The sequence below is a fragment of the Parachlamydia acanthamoebae genome, from assembly GCF_000875975.1.
Taxonomy (GTDB): Bacteria; Chlamydiota; Chlamydiia; order Chlamydiales; family Parachlamydiaceae; genus Parachlamydia; species Parachlamydia acanthamoebae.
The window spans coordinates 150164-171414 of sequence record NZ_BAWW01000033.1 but is presented as its reverse complement, the minus strand read 5'-3'; the positions used below and the strand labels follow the sequence as shown (position 1 = coordinate 171414).

The 21251-nt window shown below is 38.5% G+C and carries 19 protein-coding genes; 7 read left to right on the top strand and 12 right to left on the bottom strand.

Annotated elements, in window-relative coordinates:
• The first annotated feature begins 137 nt into the window (after positions 1-137).
• Positions 138-2558 (top strand): hypothetical protein, encoded by a 2421-nt coding sequence (locus AOM43_RS07885; protein WP_059359783.1) that lies wholly within the window; start codon positions 138-140, stop codon positions 2556-2558.
• Positions 2559-2580: 22 nt separating this feature from the next.
• Here AOM43_RS07885 and AOM43_RS07880 read toward each other — a convergent pair whose 3' ends face one another.
• The 6 genes from AOM43_RS07880 to AOM43_RS07855 form a co-directional block, all read right to left on the bottom strand.
• On the bottom strand, positions 2581-3408 hold the full coding sequence (locus tag AOM43_RS07880) for a hypothetical protein (RefSeq protein WP_059359781.1): 828 nt from the start codon (positions 3406-3408) through the stop codon (positions 2581-2583).
• Between the two features lie 82 nt (positions 3409-3490).
• On the bottom strand, positions 3491-5125 hold the full coding sequence (locus AOM43_RS07875) for a hypothetical protein (protein ID WP_059359779.1): 1635 nt from the start codon (positions 5123-5125) through the stop codon (positions 3491-3493).
• Between the two features lie 284 nt (positions 5126-5409).
• The gene (locus AOM43_RS07870; RefSeq protein ID WP_013925620.1) at positions 5410-6183 is read right to left on the bottom strand and encodes a hypothetical protein; all 774 of its coding nucleotides are present in this window, start codon (positions 6181-6183) and stop codon (positions 5410-5412) included.
• A gap of 5 nt (positions 6184-6188) precedes the next feature.
• Positions 6189-6635: an ExbD/TolR family protein gene (locus tag AOM43_RS07865; protein ID WP_006342553.1), complete on the bottom strand. Its 447-nt coding sequence runs from the start codon at positions 6633-6635 to the stop codon at positions 6189-6191.
• A 13-nt stretch (positions 6636-6648) separates the two neighbouring features.
• A complete protein-coding gene (locus AOM43_RS07860) occupies positions 6649-7305 on the bottom strand; it encodes a MotA/TolQ/ExbB proton channel family protein (protein ID WP_006342554.1) in 657 nt (218 codons plus the stop codon).
• The gene (locus tag AOM43_RS07855) at positions 7292-10111 is read right to left on the bottom strand and encodes a tetratricopeptide repeat protein (protein ID WP_161792762.1); all 2820 of its coding nucleotides are present in this window, start codon (positions 10109-10111) and stop codon (positions 7292-7294) included. The genes AOM43_RS07860 and AOM43_RS07855 overlap by 14 nt, the downstream gene beginning before the upstream one ends.
• A 479-nt stretch (positions 10112-10590) precedes the next feature.
• Here AOM43_RS07855 and hctA point away from each other — a divergent pair, with 479 nt between their 5' ends.
• The 3 genes from hctA (at position 10591) to AOM43_RS07840 (ending at position 12316) form a co-directional block, all read left to right on the top strand.
• Positions 10591-10992 (top strand): histone H1-like protein HctA, encoded by a 402-nt coding sequence (gene hctA, locus AOM43_RS07850; protein WP_006342558.1) that lies wholly within the window; start codon positions 10591-10593, stop codon positions 10990-10992.
• A gap of 74 nt (positions 10993-11066) precedes the next feature.
• A complete protein-coding gene (locus AOM43_RS07845) occupies positions 11067-11870 on the top strand; it encodes an SET domain-containing protein-lysine N-methyltransferase (protein WP_006342559.1) in 804 nt (267 codons plus the stop codon).
• Between the two features lie 41 nt (positions 11871-11911).
• Positions 11912-12316: a hypothetical protein gene (locus tag AOM43_RS07840; RefSeq protein ID WP_013925622.1), complete on the top strand. Its 405-nt coding sequence runs from the start codon at positions 11912-11914 to the stop codon at positions 12314-12316.
• Between the two features lies 1 nt (position 12317).
• Here AOM43_RS07840 and mutY read toward each other — a convergent pair whose 3' ends face one another.
• On the bottom strand, positions 12318-13364 hold the full coding sequence (gene mutY / locus AOM43_RS07835) for an A/G-specific adenine glycosylase (protein WP_006342561.1): 1047 nt from the start codon (positions 13362-13364) through the stop codon (positions 12318-12320).
• Positions 13365-13370: 6 nt separating this feature from the next.
• Positions 13371-14432: a lipopolysaccharide heptosyltransferase II gene (waaF, locus tag AOM43_RS07830; protein ID WP_006342562.1), complete on the bottom strand. Its 1062-nt coding sequence runs from the start codon at positions 14430-14432 to the stop codon at positions 13371-13373.
• A gap of 146 nt (positions 14433-14578) precedes the next feature.
• On the opposite strand from waaF, the gene AOM43_RS07825 reads away from it, so the two are divergent.
• From AOM43_RS07825 to ruvA, 3 genes are read left to right on the top strand one after another with little or no spacing between them, the layout of a single operon-like run.
• Entirely contained in the window at positions 14579-16213 is a 1635-nt protein-coding gene (locus tag AOM43_RS07825; RefSeq protein ID WP_226987449.1) for a coiled-coil domain-containing protein, read from the top strand.
• Positions 16206-16712: a crossover junction endodeoxyribonuclease RuvC gene (ruvC, locus tag AOM43_RS07820; RefSeq protein ID WP_059359775.1), complete on the top strand. Its 507-nt coding sequence runs from the start codon at positions 16206-16208 to the stop codon at positions 16710-16712. The genes AOM43_RS07825 and ruvC overlap by 8 nt, the downstream gene beginning before the upstream one ends.
• 18 nt (positions 16713-16730) lie before the next feature.
• Positions 16731-17333 carry a Holliday junction branch migration protein RuvA gene (gene ruvA / locus AOM43_RS07815; protein ID WP_059359773.1) on the top strand — a complete coding sequence of 201 codons (603 nt, stop codon included), beginning with the start codon at positions 16731-16733 and terminating at the stop codon, positions 17331-17333.
• Here the strand turns inward: ruvA and yajC are convergent.
• From yajC to AOM43_RS07795, 4 genes are all read right to left on the bottom strand, one after another.
• A complete protein-coding gene (gene yajC / locus AOM43_RS07810; RefSeq protein WP_369508926.1) occupies positions 17330-17677 on the bottom strand; it encodes a preprotein translocase subunit YajC in 348 nt (115 codons plus the stop codon). The two genes, ruvA and yajC, sit on opposite strands and share 4 nt — an antisense overlap.
• A gap of 69 nt (positions 17678-17746) precedes the next feature.
• Positions 17747-18856, bottom strand: a complete 1110-nt coding sequence (gene tgt / locus AOM43_RS07805; protein WP_059359767.1) for a tRNA guanosine(34) transglycosylase Tgt — start codon at positions 18854-18856, stop codon at positions 17747-17749.
• Positions 18857-19045: 189 nt separating this feature from the next.
• Positions 19046-20500, bottom strand: coding sequence for a 23S rRNA (uracil(1939)-C(5))-methyltransferase RlmD (gene rlmD / locus AOM43_RS07800; RefSeq protein WP_059359765.1), 1455 nt, complete (start codon positions 20498-20500; stop codon positions 19046-19048).
• A gap of 131 nt (positions 20501-20631) precedes the next feature.
• On the bottom strand, positions 20632-20877 hold the full coding sequence (locus tag AOM43_RS07795; protein WP_059359763.1) for a hypothetical protein: 246 nt from the start codon (positions 20875-20877) through the stop codon (positions 20632-20634).
• Between the last annotated feature and the right edge of the window lie 374 nt (positions 20878-21251).

Below are 21251 nucleotides of genomic sequence, written 5' to 3'. Positions count from 1 at the left end.
ACGTAGACAAAGGAGAGAAATCCTTCACTTCCTCATCAACACTCCTCAACAAATCTATGAATTTAAATAAGTCATTTCGTTAAAATGCTTAGCTTTAAGTAAAAATCATAACAATTCTAAATAACATAGGATTTAATATGCCCAGCAAACCCCTCATTGGTATTTCACATTTTTTGCAGCTCGCTCCCTCTAATGAAAATGTTCAGACTTCCGATAAAATACTCGTTTATCGCGGTAAAACCTTTCAAGTTATTGCTAAAGACACAACATTAAAATCAGATAAAAAAGTATCCACAGTTCGTCAACTCTATCACTTACACAAGCATATTCGTAATACCGAAAACTCCCAGGAAGAGCGCCAGAGGCTTGCAAATGTTGCCAATCAATTTCAGCTAAAAAAAGGATCTTGGTTTAGACGTTTTTTCTCAGCCATTCAGAATTTTTTCTCTGGTTATGGTTTAACAACGTCCTACGGCATCCTTACAAAAATCAAGGATATAGGGAAAACTCTCGGCAATCCATCTCCTGGGCAACCAAAAAAGCCTTCCGAAACCCCAAATACGGAAACAAAAAAGCAAGCAGAAGATCAGCCAGCAAGCGAATCTGCACAAAATCAAACAGAGATTCCACCAAAATCTGATACTAAAACAACAACAGAGCCAACAACTCAAGACCCTGAATCCCCTTCTGTACCCGATGTGCATTCAGCTACTGAAACTGAAAGACCGGAAGAAACAGACCAAAAGGAAGATGAAGAAGTCGAAGCTCAATCAACTGAGACCAAAGAATCTGTTAAACAAGCTCCAAGTCCTACTGCAGAAGAACAAGCTTCAATTCAGCAGCCAGTATTCTCTACAGAACCCTCAAGCACACCATCAGTTGCCTCCTCCGCATCCGTTGAGGCAACAAATCCTCAAGAGATAGAAGCTCAACATGCGCAACCAGAGGCTGTCGTCGAGCCATCAAATGCAGCATCTCTCACAAAAGAAGCTACTCCTGCCGTCCAAAATAGAGGGGAAGAAACCAGAGAAGCTGAATCTGAAGTAATGCATACGCCCTCTTTAGAAGCTGAGCCTCCAACCTCTCCAAAGGACACTCGCACAGAATTCGTTCCTTCTGTACCGACCGAGGTCGTTCAGCCAAAGGCACAACAAACCCTATCAGCAACAAACAAAAAACCATCCGTAAAGGAATTAATCTCTTCTTTTTCTGGTTCACCAACAAAAAGTACTCAACCAGTAAAAACAGCGCAATCCCCAGTTGCTAGAATAAAACCTCAGCCTACTCAAACATCCCCCTCTACACCGGACAAGGCTCTTGAGACTGAAGCCATTCAATCCACTAGCGCCCCTGTAAATGGAAGCCTCGCAAAAAAAATGGCTTCTGAAACTAAAGTTGCAACAAATACTCAGTCTACTGTAAAAACAGAATCTCCTGAGACCAAAGTCGTTTATCCTACGAGTAATCCAGTAGGAAGTCCGACAAAAGTCATGCGCATTCCAACCGATGGAAAAGAGCCGCAGCCAATACAAGTACCCTCTCCTATCAATATAGATGCAGCAGAAGATGTTGAAGCATCTGAAACCAAAGTCACCCAACCAACAGTGAACGTTATACCAGATGTTAAAGTCGAACCTCAGCAAATTCCCAATCCGACTTCTACAAGCATGAGCTCTGCACAAGCTGAAAATAATACAATTCACGTAGAGGATGAGTCAGACGCTTCGGGAACTTCAGTTTCTAAGCTTGAAGAAAATGAACCTGTAAATGGAAAAGCAACGATTCTTAGACCACCAAAACGCAAATCTCAAATGCCGCTTGAAGCACCACCCGTACCCCCTCTTCCTCCTATTGAGGGAACTCTCATTCAAAATGCCGCGCCATCTCCCATTTCAGCTAATCTGGAAAAAGTTGAATTTATGCAAAAATCCGTAGCACTAAGCAAAGATTTTGCCTTTTTGTCTCAAAAATTAACTAAATCAAGCAAAAATAATTTTAAAGAAAAAATAAAAGCATTTAAAACAGAAGACTTGGGACATTATGACGCCTTAGGATTTGGAAAGGAACTCCCACTTGCATCCATCCAATTTATTTTTGAAACTCTTTCATCAAGCGACAATCTAAAAAGTTTCTTAAAAGCACTGCTTGCAAAAAATTCCACGATGATGGCCTTTTACAATGTAAGCCAAGGTGCTTTGTCGTTAAAACTTGATGAGCAAGTTGTGTATATGCGAAGAATACTGAAGCATTATTATACAAAAAAGGCTTTTCAAGAAATGTTCATAAAATCATTTACAAATGATGAAAATACAGAATTTTGCAAAACATTTATCTTAGCTTGTTTAGATTTTAAAGATGAAAAAAGAAGAGCGTATTATCTTCAACATTTGAAAGATTCTGGAGACCTTGTAATCAAAATATTGAAAAAAGATAAATTTAAAAAATCATTGACACCTAGAAGATTGGAAATATTCACGGCTTGGACTCAAGAGACTTATCTTGATAACGCGGCAATCCAAGATGCAATAAAAAAATTATCTCCGAAAAAGTCTAAATAGCCTTTACTTAGCCGGCTTGACCTTATGGGTCAAGTTCGGCATTTCTTCTTTCAGCTACCCATTGCATCATCCGGGCTTTGGTGTCATCTAAAACGACGGTCAAACCTGGTTTGATACCTTCTTCCGATAATTTAAAGGCTTTCATGGTATTGCAAATTCTTCCATCCAATCGCACTCCAATGCCTTGGATCCCCACCATGTTTCCCCAGTCTCCAAACATTTGAAGAGTCATCTCACATGCTGTAATCATAAAGATGAGCTGTTTCTCTGGATACTGTGCCATTAATTCAAAGATCTTTCCCCCAATGTAATGTATGGTAGGGATTGCAAAGCCCATCGTATGTTGATCAGGGAGAGCATTCATCACTTTCCCAATAAAACATTGCCTACAGACGGGATTAGAAGCATCATGTTGGCAATCGGCTGTAAAACGACCCGAAGGACATTCGAAAGGTTTATGGCAGTAAGAAAATCCGACAACTAATAATGTATCCTTTTTTTTCAACAGCTGATTGAAATCATCCAAAGATGGAATTCCATAGAGAAAAAAATCGTTTTCCCGTTTATAAGGTTTATCTTGTAAAAGCGATTTCAAGTAATTCCATGCATGCCTTAGAGGATGGCGCAAAAAACCGCGTAAAATTTTTCTGTCGCTGTCATGCTTAATCATCCAACAGAGACTTTTCCATTTTAAACCTTTTGCAGTATCTGGAGTAATTCCTGGCATAGAAGGCAACTTTTTTAAACCCTGAACCGGACTTTCTTGCGCCGCTTTTAAGGCGCCCTGATCCCATTCTTTTTCAGCTTCAGTAAAAGAAGCTTTTTCATTCCACATTTTAAGTTTTTGCATAGCCTTACTTTAAAGAAAGGAGATTATTTTTAATTTTCATCTTTTGTTTGCTTAAAAGTATAGACAATCGATCGATTCTTTCCTATTTTTCTTGTGAGGAAAAAATCCCTTCTCTTCTTTGGATTCTTTCCAGCATTCTTAGAATTTGCCGTCTCTGCTTTCTTTTATCTTTATCCAAAAGATGGTGAGGAATCGCTTTGATGATTTTTATTTTTCCAGGACCCTTTTCCTCCATTTTTCCAAGGCCTTCTTTTAAATAAACTGCTGAAAGAGGAAACTTGAAAGCGGTTTGGATAATTTCCACGACTCTTGAACAAAGTTCTTTATTTTCGAGGCATTCTAAATAAAAACCAGCTTTTGCAGTGAATTCCAGATTTTTATGCTCTCTGCGAGAAAGCCTTGTTTGGCTAATAATCCGACTCTTCGAAAAAGCCGTTTTTTTTCTGGTGGTTCTTCGTAAAAATTCATCTACGAGCCCCTCTGAAGCTTCATCTTCGGTGCAAGAACTTTCATCAAAAGAAAATCTTTCTGAACAAGAAAATTCAGAATCGCTTGAGGTTCCTTCATCTGTATGTGAGCTTGAGCTATCACAAAAACTCGAGCTTCTATGTGAAGCAATACTGAAACTAAAAGATTCGGAAGAAGAAAATAGACTTCCCGTTGGACTCGGCTCTGGCGAAGACAAAGCTTCCTTTTTTATATTCTCTATATCTAAAGCCTCGCTTTTCTTTCGAGGAGTTGATAAAGATCTTTTTCTCTTTGATTTGCTCGATTGTGTTTGTGGAGTTTTTGTTGTGGAATAGCCTTCTTTGCTCTTTTTTGCCAAAGTTGTCTGCTGCTGACCCAGTGAGCCCTCGCTCTCTAGATGAGGATCCATCCTTTCAGGGATAGGAAGTTGCTCATAAAACTTTTTCATTTTTTGGACTAATTCGTAGCGATCGAACGCTCGATCCACGCTAGAAGATGCAAAAAAAGATCGAATGGATACCAAGGGATAAAAAAATTCGGAAACACCTTTTGTTTCGTAAAGCCTTATAAAAAAAGGATTGCTCACCAATTCTTGATAAATAAAATCTTGGTTTGTTTTCCAATCCTGAATAAAAAGCCCTTCCTTAAATAATTTCCAAATATAATCAATTTCCAGAATGATTAAATCAAACTTGCGGACCAGCGGAAGCAGAGACAGATTTTCCTTTAGCTGATGGGCTGCTTTGGCATATTTTGCTTCCCCACACATCAGAGAACTCAACGAGAGAAGGTGAATTTTTTTGATCATTTCACTGATATATTCGATAAGATGAGCATGCTCGGCGTTAGTCCTTTTATAATCTGGATTTTTTTGATTAAAAGAGGCTTCATTAGAACTTTTAAAAGGCTCTTCTTTTTCTCTTTCTGTCGCTTTAATTTTTTTATCTGGATGTTCTTTTTCAAAATCTGTCGAAATAAAACTTTTTGTATTTCTCTTAGCCGCATTGTGAATGAGGCTCTTAAAGGATTCCTCAAGAACTTTTCTGTTTTTGATTTTTCTAGGTGATGCAAAGTCTGATGCCGCAAAACTTTTTGCTGCAGGACCTTTTTTTTCTCTGAGAGCTTCTTTAAGAGACCTCAGAATCAGGGGTTGATCTAATTTTAAGGGCCCCTCGTTATTTTTATGAAATTCAACAATCCCTGAGAAGTGCAATTCGCATTCATGACAAACTTTCGATATCGGTTGCATAATAGCTCCAAATAAATTTAAAAATTACATTTCGAATTTTCAAATTTTCGCGCTAGCTAACCAGTTACCGATGTTCGTTTAGCGATTGACATTGAGGACACTGTGTTATTCTTTTTTCTATTCGGTCGAGATAGGCGAAATGACAGTATTCACAAACAAATAATTTTTTTTCGGATAACACCACCTTTTTTGCGCGCGATTTATAATGATAAAAAATCCATATGCCAAGCAAAGTCGACAGGGTCAGTGCAAGATAGATGATAATTGCCATTGTGGGGGACAGTTCAATCACAAAGATCCTCCGTTATGCTTTCATCCGAACAACAGGAAATTAACGAAAATTCTAGGATCGCTTCCTGCAAAATTCCCTTTTCATTCTTATCCATAAAACATTGAAATTGAGTCAAAAGCTTTTCAACAAAAACAAGAATATTTTTTTGATTAAGTGGATGAGAATCCAACAGATTCCAATATACCAAGTGACCTGTTAAGGGATCTATATAGATCTGGTAACTCAAATAACAAGAGGAGAAGCGACACAATTGTTGTGCATACTTTTCCATAACATCTTTCGCATTTGACTCAATCATCCCTGTCTTACTTACAAGTTGTATGTCCATTTTGTATGAAGGCGAAACCTCTCCCCACTCTTCCCAAAAAACAGGATGTATGGTCGTTGGAGTCTTCGCATTTTGCAAAGGAACTTGTTCATCCATTGAAGGATTGCTCTGAATTGTCTGCGAGTAGGAGAGCTCCGGAAAAAGAGGAGTCGAAGCAATCGGCTGTAACCAATCCATTTTTTTTTCATATTCAATAGACGCAATCGCCAAATTTTCATCTTTATCGACTTCAAAATCTACATTTACAACGGCAGGAGGGAAATTTAGTTGACTCCCTTTAATTTTAAAGGGTTGTACACGAAATAAACCAAAAGCCAGCATATGAAAAAGAAAAGCAATGCAAAACGCCTTCCTAAAAGCGGGACTCCAAAAAGCATCCTTCTCACGCAACGAGACATGAATATGTTTGTCTGCACCAATTTTTTCTAATTTTAACATGAAGCTTACAAGTATTCTGTTGGATCGGAATCATTGGGTTTATAGACCAAGCGAATTTGTGGACAACATTCCTGAGCAATGGAAAACATTTTAAGAAAAGATCCATAATCAACTCGCCTATCTACACTTAAAACAATTGTGGGAATATGTTGAGGATGCTGAGCCTGCATGAGCCTTAGTTCTTCCTGAAGCGTCGTTTTTAAAGATGACAAATCAATGATCATTTTTTTCGATCCCACATAAAGCACGTTTTGAGCATCCAAAACAACCAGGAGTTGCGTTGTTAAAGGGATGGAATCTTTTTCTAAAACAGGATTTTGGATATTTAAGGATTTCAATGGAAGGATGTCTGAAGTAATGATAAAAAAAATCAGCATCAAAAAGACAACATCCACCAATGGCGTCAGATCAATTAAATTATGAGAATGCTTAAGATTTGTTTTAAAAATCATTGAAAATCAACACTTAATAATAAGGATTCTCTTTTTGATCCATGAGTAAACTCACAATTTCAGCAGAGGTCGTCTGAATTTCTAGAACGAACCCTTCCACACGGCTGACAATATAGTTATAAGCTAAAACACAGGGAATCGCGACAACAAGACCTGCAGCGGTAGTCACGAGAGCATATTCCATAGCTTCACCAATTCGAGTGGCGGAAATATCGACAAGCCCGCTCATTCTCATTTCGGAAAAAGCCTGAATAAATCCTAAAACAGTTCCCAAAAGTCCGATAAGAGGTGCAATATGTGCAATGATCGAAAGGATTTTTGCATTTTTTTCTAGATGTGCAATTTCAATTAGCCCAGAAATTTCCATCGCATTTTCAATTTGATCTTTATCACGATTATGTTTTGCCAATCCCGCCTTAGTAATATTTGCAATAGTCCCCCCCGTATCTTCACAATACTGGATCGCTTCTACAATATTTCCATCTTGAATAATCTTGCGTAAATGGATGATAAATTGATTTGTATCAATCTCCGACCGATGGAGATGGATAAGCCTTTCGATAAAAATCGTGACTCCAACTAAAGAGCAGCATGCAATCACAATAAAAATAAGATTCCAACCCGATCCTCCATAAAAGGAGGAGGCTAGAAGTTCATTAGTCCAATCCATATTCTTTTTCCAATTTCTCTTTTGCTTTTGAAGACCAATCGCCACCTTTTTTGACTATCGTTTCGAGCTGTTTTTTAGCTAATTCTTGGCGTCCCTGTAATTCGTACATTTCAGATCGCAAAAACATAGCTTTCAAGCGTAAACCAGAGGCGACGTCTGAGTTAATGACTTTGGATAGCAACAGCATCGCATCATCCAGTTGATTGAGTTGTCGATAGCACATGCTTTGCTCAATCCATAAGGAAAGCTTTTGTTCTGAGCTTAGTACTTTTCCTTTCCCGGCATCTTCTGCCAATTTAAAGTAAGAAAGGGCTTCTTTAGTTTGGGCATGTTTTTGAGCTAAACACCCTTTTTCATACCATACGCGAGATAAAAAGTAACCTCGCGTGATTTTGGTTGCTCGATACTTTTCTAACATGCGCGTCAACTGCTGATTAGCTAAGAAGTCTTGCTCCCCTTTTATGTAAGCCTGCGCCAAGCCTAGGTAAGCTTCTTCTTGTAACAAAGGAAATGGATCACCTGGAGCCAAAATACTTAAATGTTGTTTTTCTTCGATTTCCTGGATCAACTCTTTAAAAACATTTGCCGCATATTCAATATAAATGGTTTTTTTTGCTCCTTGCGAGGATTCCGCTATGCGCAAGTTAGCAAAAGCTTTTTCTAGTTTAGCTTTGTAGTATAGCAAAAGATAGTGCTTAAATTCTTCAATAGAAAATTTTTTTTGCTCTTGAAATTCGTTAAAATGGGTTTCGATTTCCTGAAAAGCATCAATTGCGCTTTTGAGATTTTTTTTTCTAATCCATTTTCCATCATCTGTTTTACGATCTCTTTTATGGTCTAATCCAATGAGAAAATAGGCGTTTAATAAGAGTGGTGAAGTCGGATATTTTTCACAGAATCCTTGGAGATGTTTGACCGCTAATTTATCGCCTTGCAAATATTCTCTATAGGTATACAAAGTAAAATAGGCTTCTGCAGCATGAGAAGAATTTGGATATTTATCCAAAACTTGCAGGCGATATTTTTTTCCTATCTGGCTATCTTCTCCTAATTGGTCAGAGCAAGCAGCCGCAAAAAAAAGAGCACTTCCTGCTAAGGAAGACCGATCGCATGCTTGAGCTAATAAAAGAAATTCATCTTTGGCTCTTTGAAGGTCTTGATCTTCGTAGTAAATCCATGCCAACAAATAATGTGCCTTGTCTGCATAGGTTCCATGAGGGAAACCTCTAAACTGAGACAGTAAAGTACGTATAGCCAAATCTTTATATGCAGTATCACCATCTAACAATGCAATTTGCATAGCAATCAGAGCTTTTAGGTAAAAAACTTCATCAGGATGATCAAAAGCCTCTAAGATATCACGATGGTGGTGAATCAATTTGTCTAACGTATCAAGAGCGCCCAGCCGGATCTCTTTTTGATTTTGGAAATAGCAAGCTTGTAAATGATTGCGAATGGCGTCGGCCGCCTGCCTTTTATCGAGAGCCTTTAATAACTCAAAAGCTTGCGCAAATTCAGAAGCAGCTTGTTGAAACAAGCCATTTGCCTCAGCCGAATGTCCTTCCTTTGCAAGCACAGCAGCCTGCTCTAAAGAATTCTCCGCTCTTAAATACCACCCTTTAGCAAAAAAAGGATTTTCCTGATAAGCATCACTAGTTAATTCTCGATAAAATTTTTCTCGCAATCGAAACGTCGGAGCCATTTCCGCTCTCAACCGCAAGGCCCGAATTTGTCCCTCTAGAGGGGAGAATAACTCTTTTCGAGATAAAACCTCCTCCGCTCGCTGATAGGCCGTAGCGTCTTTTAAAAGGGAAGCTTTAATCAAATGGCAAAGCCCAATGGATAGATAAACCTGCTCTTCTTTGCAAACCTCGGACAATTGCTGAAAGAGGATTTCTGCTTTTTCCAAAGATTGCTGGCAAAAAATGAGATTTTGGGCGGATTCGTTTCCAATCTTTAAATAGCACCACCCTAAATGGTATAACGTATCTTGATACCAATTCATTAAATGCCTTTTTTTAGCTGGAAGAGCGCTTTCAAAATGGCGAGCAGCTTGAAAATAATCTTTAAGAGAGAAAGCAAGCTTTCCACGTAAGTAGGAGGCTTCCAATTGCAAAGCACGCTCCACTTCAAGATCTGCATCAAAATAGCTGAGCAGAGCTTCTACACGCGGATAATCCTGTTTAGCTAAAGCTATTCTAGCTAAATTTAAACGAGAAGCATTTTTTAGAGCGGCATTTTTTGCCGTAAGTAAAGTTAAAAAATGGGACTCGGCACCCGCATAATTCCCTTCCAAGAAATAAGTAAGTCCTAAATCAAATCGTGCATCCTCTGCTGATGGCCCTTGTCCCTTCGGCTGAAAATCCAAAAACTTTTGCAGCCAAGTCTTCGCATTTTCATAGTCATCAGAATGCCGATAAGAACTGCCAAGCATATAAGTAAGAAAGGGGTCCTGAACGGATTGATTTTCCAAAAGCTTGATGATTTCAGAGAACTTCCCTTCCATGTAATAACAAAAGACAAGCTTTTGAAGGACGTTCTCTTCTCCACTTGGGAGAGATTCCGCGTATTGATCTCCTTCTCTATCCCAAGCCGCTCGATAAAAAGGAATGGCCTGCTTAAAAAGTGTCGCGTCAAAATATTCATCAGCCAATTGTTTTTTGTCTTCATCCCCTTTCGATTGCAAAGCCAAGATGGCATGTAATTCTTGATCCGTTTGCAAAACGACATGATTTTCGCCTGCCATAAAAGCCGGTAAAAATAGCTTCACAATAAGAAATGAACACAATACATGAATAAAAAACATAACGCGAATTCCAAAATTTCTTCCAAGAATACACGATGCCCAATTCTGAATAAAGATTCCTCTCTTAGCAATCATTGATAAAAATGTATAAGAAAATTGGATTTTAATCTTCGAATTCGCTAATTTGAAGGAGAAAAGGGTTCTAGGTAGCCTTCTTAAGGATCGTTTTTGCCTCAAGCAATAACCTCGTAAGATTTCTGGATCATCACCTTTCGGTGAACCGTCTATTTTTTAAGTAGCGTCGGATGAGCAACTATTCTTTTCCAAGATGTTTCTTAGCCTTTTGACTATGACAAGAAATGGCTTTAAACATATTCTTAAATTCTTTTTTTGGAAGAATAAGAATAAAAGAGTAACCCCTTTTCAGGTTTTTTTTGCTTCAAAATTTTTACCTTTGTAAAAAAAATGTTGCACAATATATCCAAAAGTAAATATTCAGTTAATTGTCATGAACTCTAAATTTAAGGAGGAGAATCCGCATGGCGTTGAAAGAGACAACAAAAAATATGAAGCATCTGCTTGTACAAATCGCTGAAGATCTTGAAAAAGCTGATGGTGGCAACAAAGCTGCTTCTCAACGTGTTCGTACTGGAACAGTAAAACTTGAGAAAATTGCAAAATTGTATCGTAAAGAATCGATTCAGTCTGAAAAAGGCACAAAAGGCCGCGCAAAGAAACCCGCTGCTAAAGCTGCAAAGCCAAAAGCGGCTGCTAAACATGCTGCGCCTAAACATGCTGCTGCAAAAGCTCCTAAAGCAAAAGCGACAAAAGCACATGCAAAACCAGCATCAAAAGCTAAAAAAACAACAGCTAAAGCCCGCCCAATGTCTTTCAAAAGACCAACAGCAAAGCTTCCTACTAAAAGAGCCGGCGCTAGATAAAAATCGACTATGAGCGATGATTAAAATGGTAGGGAGGCTGTTGCCTCCCTTTTTCTTTAACCCCAGTTTATGAAGTGCCCTTACACATTCCACCCGTTTGCCAAGCCGTTATTCAACAAGACATCCACACCTTGGAACAACAGCTTGTCTCCCATCCCGAAGAACGGCATGCGCGTGATCCCCATGGTTTCACTGCCCTAGAACTTTGCCAATTACTCGGATTTACTGAAGGGGCTCGCTTACTGTCTAATGGCCAACAAGAAAGAATCAAAATTTTCCCAAAAAATGGCACCCACTCTATAAAACTAACTTCTATCGAATTTGAAAAACACTTCCGTATCTCTCATTTTTCCAGTTTAAGATTTAAAAACTACCAAGATTTATGCGATACCCTAAAACATGTTCCTTTGCTTTTAAGTCACCTACTTAAAAAAAATGCTCAATTAATCCATAACCCATTTAAAATCAATCTTGATCTGAAAGTACATCCTTCTTTAATGATTAAATGGATCGATCCTCTAATAGGCCACGGGGTTTACACAACTGCCCCCCTACAAGAAAATACAATCCTTGGTGAATACACAGGCATGGTTCGCCGACTATTGCGCCGCCAACCCAATCCGAATGCTTATTGCGTGCATTACCCCACCCGTTATTTCTCATGGAACTATACGGTGATCGATGCTTCCGAAGGAGGAAACCTGCTTCGATTCGTCAATCACAGCGATACACCCAATTTAAAGCCACTTTGGGTCATGGATCGCCATCTCCTTCACTTAGTTTTTATAACGTTGTTTCCTATTCTCTCTAATTCAGAATTAACAATTAATTACGGAGAAGACTACTGGATTAAAAGAACTAAATTGATCTCAAATTAATTTATGTGATAGAATTAATTTTAGATTAAAGAGGGGGTTTTATGAATATCTCAGATTATAATAAAAAAGAGAGTTCCGTGAATATATTTCATGATAAATTAAATACTCTATTTGATTTTGCAGAAAAAAAATTAGAAACAAAACCACCTGGTCGATTTAGAAAAATTGCCAATTTTTTTCGAAGAGAAATACCTTCTGATAAAATAGCCAGTACAATTGCAAAATATTGTAACCAGAATCATGATAATTTATTAACATTAGACAAAGATAGAGCGATTGAAATCGTTAATAAATTAAAAAATAGGCAGATTGAAATTCACAAAAAAAGCCCTAAATCCATTACCAAGCAATTTGATAATTACATTAAGCTTATCGATCGTAGTGAGCCTGGCAGAGATGAAAAAGATAAGCATATCCTTAATTTATTCCGACGCAAACACAAATAAATTATTTTATTTTGTTCATAATCTTTCTATGCCCGGAAGAAAAAGCCAATTTTTCTAATTCTGTCATTTCTAGCCACTGATACCCTTCAACAAGGCTTAAACTTGAGGCTTGAAAAAATTCTGGAAATAGTGTCACGTGAAAGCGCGTAAATCCATGTGTAACGGCATCCATAGAAAAAATGTGTGTGACATTAAGCCTGAATTCATGCGAGATTATTTCCTTAAGCTCTTGAATATGAATACTTTCAAGATTTTTTTCAAAGTAAGGGAATTCATATAAATCTGACATAATCTCCCCTTTTTTACCTCTTTTCACAAGTACCTTTTGTTCATATTGAATAATCGGAACCATTCGAAAAAGTTTTTCTACTTTGACTTTAGCAGACTTAACGGGCCGCTCAGATACTGTTCCAGAACGATAGGCTAAGCAAGAAGAGCTCAAAGGGCAAGCCTGACATTCCGCCTTCTTTTTACAGATTGTCGCTCCAAGTTCGATTAAAGCTTCATTGGTGATCCAATGGGCATCCTCAGGGAGAATCGATAAAGCCATTTGGCGAAGCATCTGCACAGTTTTGGGCTTGCTGATATCATCAGTCATGTTAAAATAGCGTGTAAGCACACGCATCACATTTCCATCTACGGCCGCTCTTTTTTGGTGAAAAGCAAAACTGAGAATTGCCCCAATTGTGTAAGGACCAAGACCTTTGATTTTTTTTAAGTCCTCTTCACGATCGGGTAGTTGACCCTCCCAGTGAAGTAGCACAAACTGAGCGGCTTCATGTAAATGACGAGCCCGAGAATAGTAACCCAAGCCTTCCCAAGCTTTAATGACATGATCCAATGGAGCTTCCGCCAAGGTTGCAATCGTAGGGAACTGGGTCATCCACCGTTCAAAGTATGGAATTACAACAGCAACCTGAGTCTGTTGTAGCATGACTTCAGAAACCCAAATCGCATAGGGATCTGATGTATTTCGCCAAGGAAGATCCCTTTTATGCTCCAAAAACCATCGATGCAGGGAAGGATTATCAAATTGTTTAAATTCCATTAAAACTTATTCTCTATGAGGGATTTGCTGTCGAACCGCTTGATAGACCTCTTCCACTTCAATCTTTTTCATGCATCGAAAATCTATCGGGCAAACCCGTTTATAGCAAGGAGAGCATTCCACAGGATGCTGAATCACTTTTCCTTGAGGCATGGGCCCTGTTTTAATGGGACTTGTGGATCCAAATAGAGCCACTAGGGGAATGCCTAATGCTGCAGCCATGTGCATCGGTCCGCTGTCATTTGTCAAAATAACCGCGCATTCCTGCATGAGTGCCATCAACTCTCGAATAGATGTCTTTCCTGCCATATTCAGCACACGCTCTGGAAAATGTTGACAAATTTGATGGACAAGCGAAGCTCCCGCTTGATCGCCAAAGTATAAAATTGTAACCTTAGGATCTTCTAGCAAGCGTTTAGTGACTGCAATAAATCGTTCTGGCAGCCAACATTTAGCAGAACCATAAGCAGCCCCCGGATTAATCCCAATCAAAATCTGCTGAGAAGAATCCAAACCATTGCGCGATAAAATTTCTAAGGCATTGTTTTTCTCTTGGTTTGTCACATAAAGCTTGGGAACGGTATTAGAAACTGGAATCCCCAACGGCAGCAAAAGCATTTTATAAGTAATGACTAAATGTTGAGATTCTCGATTAATTGGAAAAGGCACAGCCTTCTGCAATAGAAAACGACGTAAATTTCCCTCAAATCCAATCCGATTTTGCACCTTTCCACGCCAAAACCACCAGGCGGAAGAAAAAGAATTTGTCAGTAAAAGGCCTAAATCATATTCTCCCTGACGTAGCTTTTCTATAATCGCAAGATGTTGGCTACGATGGATCCATCCACTTGGACGATGATAGCTAAAAACTTCATCAATATGGGGGTCATTTTTTAGAAGAGGCGCCACGTTAGCTTGACACATGACTGTGATCTTACTTTCTGGCCATTTATGTCGCAAATCAGCCAAAATAGGGGTTGCCATAACAAGATCACCCAACCAATTTGGCATCCGGATAATGATATTGTGTGGAGTTTCAGAAGGCCATTGGGAATCGATAATAGACATAAAGTTTCCTGAATAATGAAAAAAAAGATAAGCTTAACAAAATTAGCCAAATCGAACAACTCCCCTTTCTGTTCCTTTTCGATTGATCTTCTATGCGTAAATCCTTATCTTTCCAAAAAGTTGCAGACGTTACATGGAGTCTAGAGTTGAGTAAAAAAACATATACAGAAGAAGAAATACAAAGTCTCTTGGAAGACCTTTCTCTACAAAAACAGCGCGTTTATGATCTTGAACAGGCACGTCCTAGCTTAGATCAAGATGAAGAAAGTAATGCATCCAAATTAAAGAATTTACTCTCTCTCCAGCAGCTTGTTGTAAAATATGAAAATGAGCAATTGGAAATCCAACAAAAGCTTGAACTCGCACTTCAGCAACTAGAGCATTACGATGAAAGCTTCGCCTTGCTTGAAGAAGAAAATAGTCAACTTAAACAGCTTCAAAAAGCACATGCACAAAAAGACAAAAATGGGGTTGAAGAACGCTTAGCAGTAAGCCACAAGCATGCCGAACAATTAGACAGAGTAATCCATTTTCTTAGAGAAAGATTAGAAGAAGCCAATTTAGAAGCACAACAACTCAAAGAAGATTACCAAAAATCTCAGGAATATATCCAAGAATTCTCCCATGAGAAAGAACAGTTTAAGATTCTTCTCTCAGAAGAACAGCAAACTAAAGCAGAGGCCCTAGAAGAAGTATCTGCATTACGCGATCAATTTTCGACATTAAAGAATCGCGTTCTCGAAGCCGAAAAACAAGCTCAACAGATACAAACTCTTCACAGTGAAAATGTTCAAAAAAATCGGTTAGAAAACGAGCTAAATCAATCTTTTCAGCAAAATTTAAGAGAGCTTAAAGAAAAAGAAAACCTCTTGCAAGAAGCTTTAACAGAAAAGAACCATGCTGTCCAAAGAGCACACCAAATCCAGCAAGACCTCGATAAACATAAAGACCTTGCTCGTACTCTGCGCGAAGAGGTTGCTGAAATCCATCGTGTGAAAACCGAATTAGAAGCCAATTATCAAAAAGAAATGCAATGTTCCCTGCAACTGAAAGCGCAGCGCAAAGAAATTGATGCAAAGCTTATCCAACTGCAAGAAGAATTGGTCGAGTTACAATCTCATGTTGACCAAGCTACCCTAGCTCATCTTGCAGTCAAATCTCAGTTAGAGCTATCTCAGGAACTTCTCAAAGAGAAAAATATTCAATTTGAAAACGTTCAACAACTAGTTGAAACCCAAGCAAATGAAAAACAGAGAGATAAAGAACTTCTAACTCTCGCACAAGCGCATATGCAAGAGCTTGAAGCAGGCTTACAAACTGCAGAGCTGCATCTAGCTAAAAAAGTAAAAGAAATTTCTTTGTATCAGGAACGCTACGAAGAACAAAAATTAAATTTGCATGAGATGGAAAAAATCCATCTTCATTACGAAGAAAAAATTGTTGAGCTTCAACAAAAAGTCGATTCCCATAAAGAAGTCGAAAGTCATTTGGAGGAACAGGCAAAAAAGTGGGAACAACAGTACCATCAAATGCACGAAAAATGGCAAAAAGCAGAAACACGGAATGACGAACTCAAAGCCATTGAAATGAAGCACAATCAAATGCAAACCATTCTGAAAAATATGGAGGCTCTGATTGGATCCCCTCTACTCCCTCCATCAGTGACAGAAAAAAATATTCCGCTCTCATTTAGCCATGAATCCCAAGAAACGGTACAACCTTCACTTTTTGATTTAAAAGATCACACATTTTCTAAACATCGAGATACTTTTTTTGACTAAGACATTGAAAATTATCGGAATCGACCCTGGAACAAACATTACGGGGTACGGAATCGCCTCTTTTGATGGTTTTAATTTTTCTGCTATCGACTATGGCTGTATTAGACCCCCCTCCTCTCTCAAGCTCAGTGATCGCTATCTTATTATTTATGATAGCATCGCACATTTGCTGGAACAACACACAGTGGATGCGCTTGTCGTCGAAACACAATTTGCAAGTAAAGCCAATCCACAAAGTGGAATTAAATTAGGAATGGCGCGAGGGGCCATCATTATTGCTGCCAAAAAGCGTCGGATTCCTGTTTACGAATATTCACCCACTCAGGTTAAATTGGCGGCTGTTGGATATGGCCACGCAAGCAAGCATCAAGTTCAAGCCATGATTCAAAGTCAATTTCAGCTGAATCAATTGCCACCTCCCGATGCTGCGGATGCGCTTGCCCTAACTTTATGCTACATGTATTCACACAAAAACAAACAAGCCTTTTCCGAGCTTTAATTTTCAAAAGGACCTATAATGTACGATTATATAAAAGGGATGCTAATTTCTTCTTCCCCCACCTGTGCGGTTATTGAAACTAGTGGGATCGGATATAAGATATTTATCCCAACAAGCACCTTTGGAAAGCTGGCGCAAATTGGACAAAATGTGCAGCTGTATGTTTCATTTGTGATTCGGGAACAATCCCAAACTCTATACGGTTTTTTTTCAGCTGAAGAAAGAGAGCTTTTTGAAATTTTACTTGCAGTATCCGGAATAGGACCCAAGACGGCAATCGCCTTGATTGGCCATCTTCCATCCACACTATTAAGCGCCGCCATTCAAGGCCAAGATATCACCACCCTTTCCAAGGTGCCTGGCGTAGGCAAAAAAACAGCCGAGCGTTTAATTGTAGAATTGAAAGATAAATTAAAAATTGGTGTACATCCAGCCGCCGAATTAGTGACTGCGATTCCTTTCTCTGAAAAGAGTCAAACCATTACAGACGCGCTGAATGCACTGACACATTTAGGTTATAATCAGGCCATAGCCAAACAAGCGATTCAAAAAACGTTAAAAGAACACTCAACAGATATTGATCTAGCAACGTTGATTACATCCACACTTAAACATATTTAATCGCTTTTTACATCTTTAATGTCTTCGCCAGGTATTCCAGAAAGAACTTCTGTAATACCTGCTTTGATAACTTCAATTTTTGAGCCGTCCACCATTCTAAGAATGACCGTCTGCTCCAGAATTTTATCGATTGTCCCAACAATCCCCATCGCGACAACACGATCACCTTTTTTCAAGGCACTGCGTTGCTCTTCCATCGCTTTTCTGCGTTTTTGCTCAGGACGCCATAGAATGACATAAAAGCACATAAGCAAAACACCAATCATCACGAGTGTTTGCCAAAAACTTTGATCTCTAGATGGGGGAAGATCTTCTTCTCCGACAGCTAATAAGCCAGTTTCCATTACCATCATCTGAGCCATGATCAAAAAATAAAGGAGCTTTTTCATGAGAATTCCCTTCGGGTTAGCGCGCTAGTTAGGATAAATTGCGCAGATTTTTTGATAGTATTCATTCAGTGTATCATTTTGGATAGCTTGCCGCAATTTAGCCATGAAATCAAGATAAAAGGCTAAATTTTGCATGGAGACTAAAGTTAATCCCGTAATCTCATCGACATTCAGTAAATGTCGAATATAGGCTTTGGAAAATTGAGAAGTGTAGCAATCGAGCTCCGGATCTAAAGGAGAGAAATCATCCGCATAGCGTCCAGCTTTTATTGTCACCTTCCCCGACCATGTAAAGGCAGTCCCATTGCGAGCATTGCGCGTAGGCATCACGCAATCAAACATATCAATTCCCCTCATCACAGCTTCAATGATGTTACGAGGTGTTCCCACTCCCATCAGATAGCGCGGCTTGTCATTGGGCAAGCATGGGACAGTATGTTCAATTATTTCATTCATAATGTCACTCGGCTCTCCCACTGCCAATCCCCCAATTGCATACCCTTCGCAATTCAAGCTGCTTAGTATTTCAGCTGATTGGCGGCGTAAATCAGGATAAACCCCACCCTGAACAATTCCAAAAAGATTTTGATAGGATTGCAACTCAAAATCTCGGCAAACTTTTGCCCACAGATGTGTGCGATCTAAAGCTTGCTCCATTTTGCTTCTTTCACATGGATATGGTGAGCATTGATCAAATGTCATCACAATATCAGCACCTAACACCTTTTGAATTTGCATACTTTCAGTGGGTCCCAAAAAAAGCTGTGAACCATCTATGTGAGATTGGAAATAAACTCCTTCATTTGCCACCTGATTTAAGCTAGCCAATGAAAAGACCTGAAATCCTCCTGAATCGGTTAAAATCGGCCGTTGCCAATTCATAAACCGGTGCAAACCACCCGCTTTTGCCATAATATCCATATTAGGTCGAAGCATCAAATGATAGGTATTTCCTAAAATGATTTGTGCTCCAATATCGATTAACTGCTGATTGGTCAATGTTTTGACAGCGGCTCGAGTTCCAACAGGCATGAAGACTGGTGTTTCAATATCGCCATGAGCAGTCTTTAATAGCCCCGTACGTGCCTGGCAATTAGCTGCAGATTTATGAACAGTAAATTTGAGTGATGACATAATGGTTTTTCCTAATTCTCTACTTAAGCTCCCTTCATAAAAAGAAATATATCTTATGCTTTATCTACTAAAAAAGAAATTTCATTGCGGATTTTTAACACTTCCAAATTCTGCTTCGGGAGTGAAATTTGACTTTTTCATAGAATCAGGGATTATTTTACACTTCTTTTTCTTTTTATGAACAGACTTCTAATTTTCATCTTTTGTTAATACAGCAATATTTTCGATATGGATTGTATGGGGGAATTGATCCACTGGTTGCATAGCCTCAAGACGATATCCTTGAGAAATTAAATTCGAAATATTATCGACTTGCGTGAGGGGATTGCATGACACATACAAAATTTTTTTTGGACTCAATTTAATCAAGTGCTGCAAAGCATGTGGATCCAAACCTGCTCGAGGAGGATCGACGACAACTAAATCGGGTAGAGGAAAAAGATTTTCTTCTATAATTTTGGTTAATTGCTCATGCACTGCGCCACATAAAAAATGCACATTAGAACATCCATTTTTAGCTGCATTCGATCGTGCATCTAAGACAGCTTCTGGACAAATCTCAACTCCGACAACAGTCTTTGCAAACTTTGATAAACATATACTTAATGTTCCAGTCCCACAATATAAATCGTATACAGTAATGGGTGTAGAAATAGAGGATAATTGGAGTGCAAGCGAATATAGCCGTTCGGCTTGGCGCGTATTCGGTTGAAAAAATGCGGAAGGACTTATATTAAATTCTAGAGGAACCGGCTGCTCTTCGGATTGACTTTGAATATAGAGCTTTTCTCGGATTTGATCTGGCCCATACAGGACCATCTCATAAAATTGAGAAGCCATTCCTTTTGCTATTTGATGAATCCTTAAAAAGATACTCAAACGACATTCAGGGCGATCTAATTCAATGCTCGCGCGCAAGCCAGCCACAAAAGCATCTAAATCACTCTTGTGTAAAGCATAATCTGGATTTCCAGATACAGTTAAAATAACCATCCGATCTCCCGTTCTTTGCCCTTCGCGAAGAGTCAAAGTCCTAAGAGATCCTGTATTGCGATAATGGTGATAAGCATCGAGCTTAGAAGACTCCCACCAGTTTCTAGTTACTTTTAAAGCATCTACAAACCAAGAATTGGTTAAATGGCATTCGGTTAAATTAAAAACCTTTCCTCGGCTTGAATCCATGATTAATCCCAAATATTTATTTTGAGATAAATCTGTCGAAAAAGAGAATTCCATCTTGTTGCGGTACTGCCAAGGATCATCGCAAGGAATGATAGGAAAAAACTGGACATCAGGAGTTAAAATAGCACTAAATAAAGCGCGAATTTTTTCTTCTTTGAGTCGCAATTGTTCTGCATATCCCATTTGCTGCCAACGACATCCACCGCAAGTTGCAAAGTGAGCACATTTTGCAGAAATACGAACTGGCGCTGCCTTGATTACTTCTTCAAGCTTACCTTGTTGCTTCTTCATTCTCTTTTTGAAGAGCACTGAAGCCTTAACGCGGTCCCCTGGAATAGAAAAAGGTACTTCGATGGAAAGGTCGGTTTTATCTTCTCGTTTTAAAACACCTTTTCCATTTCCTTTTTTTGAAAAATCAACAATATCCAGTTCCACAGGCTGGGCCTGCTTAAATGCTCTCATTTTCTTCTCTAATTTTTAATCATAATCGATGATTTATCGAATAAGATTAATAAAAAAAAAGAAATAAAGCAACATTCTGTTACATTAGTTTCGGCCAGGAAGGTCAAATGATCCGTTTTAGAAAAGGATCCTTAACGAGTCAAACTATCATAAAAATCATCTTCTCGCTTGCCTGCCCAAGAAGTATCTGTATAGCGAATTTCTCCATCAGAATCGTAACGTCTGAGTGCATAAACACGGCAAGGATAACGACGGGGAACAACCTGCACCTCACCATTACATTGAAAATTTATCTCATTATCGTTATCATTCGATTCATCACTTTGTAGAGATGCTACTGTTATAAGTAAAAAAAATCCAAATAGATATTTTTTCATAGGACCTCCCAAATTAATAAATCACTTTATTTAGAGCTATAATACATTTACATATTAATCTCAAATTTTACTCACACATAAAACTATTTCTATAAATTAATTAACATTAACCAGAACAAACAACCTGAAAATAAAGCACTTTTGACAAAAGTTTAAATAGTAGTACTGAAAAAACTTTACAAATATGCATTATGAAAATACATCTGTATTTTTTTATCTTTGCAGAAAAACTTGACTCATCCTATTCTGCTAATTCAACCAACTATCAAATTTGCTACATAATAAATTCCTTTTTAATCACAATGGGGCTGCGTAGCATAATGCGTATACGGACTATAACTTTATTTTTTGCACTCATTTGCTTGGTTATTTAT

Bases quoted from the DNA above. Each gene is read 5' to 3' on its own strand.
- AOM43_RS07880 (WP_059359781.1), bottom strand. From the start codon at position 3,408: ATGCAAAAACTTAAAATGTGGAATGAAAAAGCTTCTTTTACTGAAGCT.
- waaF (WP_006342562.1), bottom strand. From the start codon at position 14,432: ATGTCTATTATCGATTCCCAATGGCCTTCTGAAACTCCACACAATATC.
- AOM43_RS07865 (WP_006342553.1), bottom strand. From the start codon at position 6,635: ATGATTTTTAAAACAAATCTTAAGCATTCTCATAATTTAATTGATCTG.
- AOM43_RS07875 (WP_059359779.1), bottom strand. From the start codon at position 5,125: ATGCAACCGATATCGAAAGTTTGTCATGAATGCGAATTGCACTTCTCA.
- AOM43_RS07855 (WP_161792762.1), bottom strand. From the start codon at position 10,111: ATGTTTTTTATTCATGTATTGTGTTCATTTCTTATTGTGAAGCTATTT.
- AOM43_RS07870 (WP_013925620.1), bottom strand. From the start codon at position 6,183: ATGTTAAAATTAGAAAAAATTGGTGCAGACAAACATATTCATGTCTCG.
- tgt (WP_059359767.1), bottom strand. From the start codon at position 18,856: ATGTCATCACTCAAATTTACTGTTCATAAATCTGCAGCTAATTGCCAG.
- hctA (WP_006342558.1), top strand. From the start codon at position 10,591: ATGGCGTTGAAAGAGACAACAAAAAATATGAAGCATCTGCTTGTACAA.
- AOM43_RS07885 (WP_059359783.1), top strand. From the start codon at position 138: ATGCCCAGCAAACCCCTCATTGGTATTTCACATTTTTTGCAGCTCGCT.
- ruvA (WP_059359773.1), top strand. From the start codon at position 16,731: ATGTACGATTATATAAAAGGGATGCTAATTTCTTCTTCCCCCACCTGT.
- AOM43_RS07860 (WP_006342554.1), bottom strand. From the start codon at position 7,305: ATGGATTGGACTAATGAACTTCTAGCCTCCTCCTTTTATGGAGGATCG.
- yajC (WP_369508926.1), bottom strand. From the start codon at position 17,677: ATGGAAACTGGCTTATTAGCTGTCGGAGAAGAAGATCTTCCCCCATCT.
- rlmD (WP_059359765.1), bottom strand. From the start codon at position 20,500: ATGAGAGCATTTAAGCAGGCCCAGCCTGTGGAACTGGATATTGTTGAT.
- AOM43_RS07840 (WP_013925622.1), top strand. From the start codon at position 11,912: ATGAATATCTCAGATTATAATAAAAAAGAGAGTTCCGTGAATATATTT.
- AOM43_RS07795 (WP_059359763.1), bottom strand. From the start codon at position 20,877: ATGAAAAAATATCTATTTGGATTTTTTTTACTTATAACAGTAGCATCT.
- mutY (WP_006342561.1), bottom strand. From the start codon at position 13,364: ATGGAATTTAAACAATTTGATAATCCTTCCCTGCATCGATGGTTTTTG.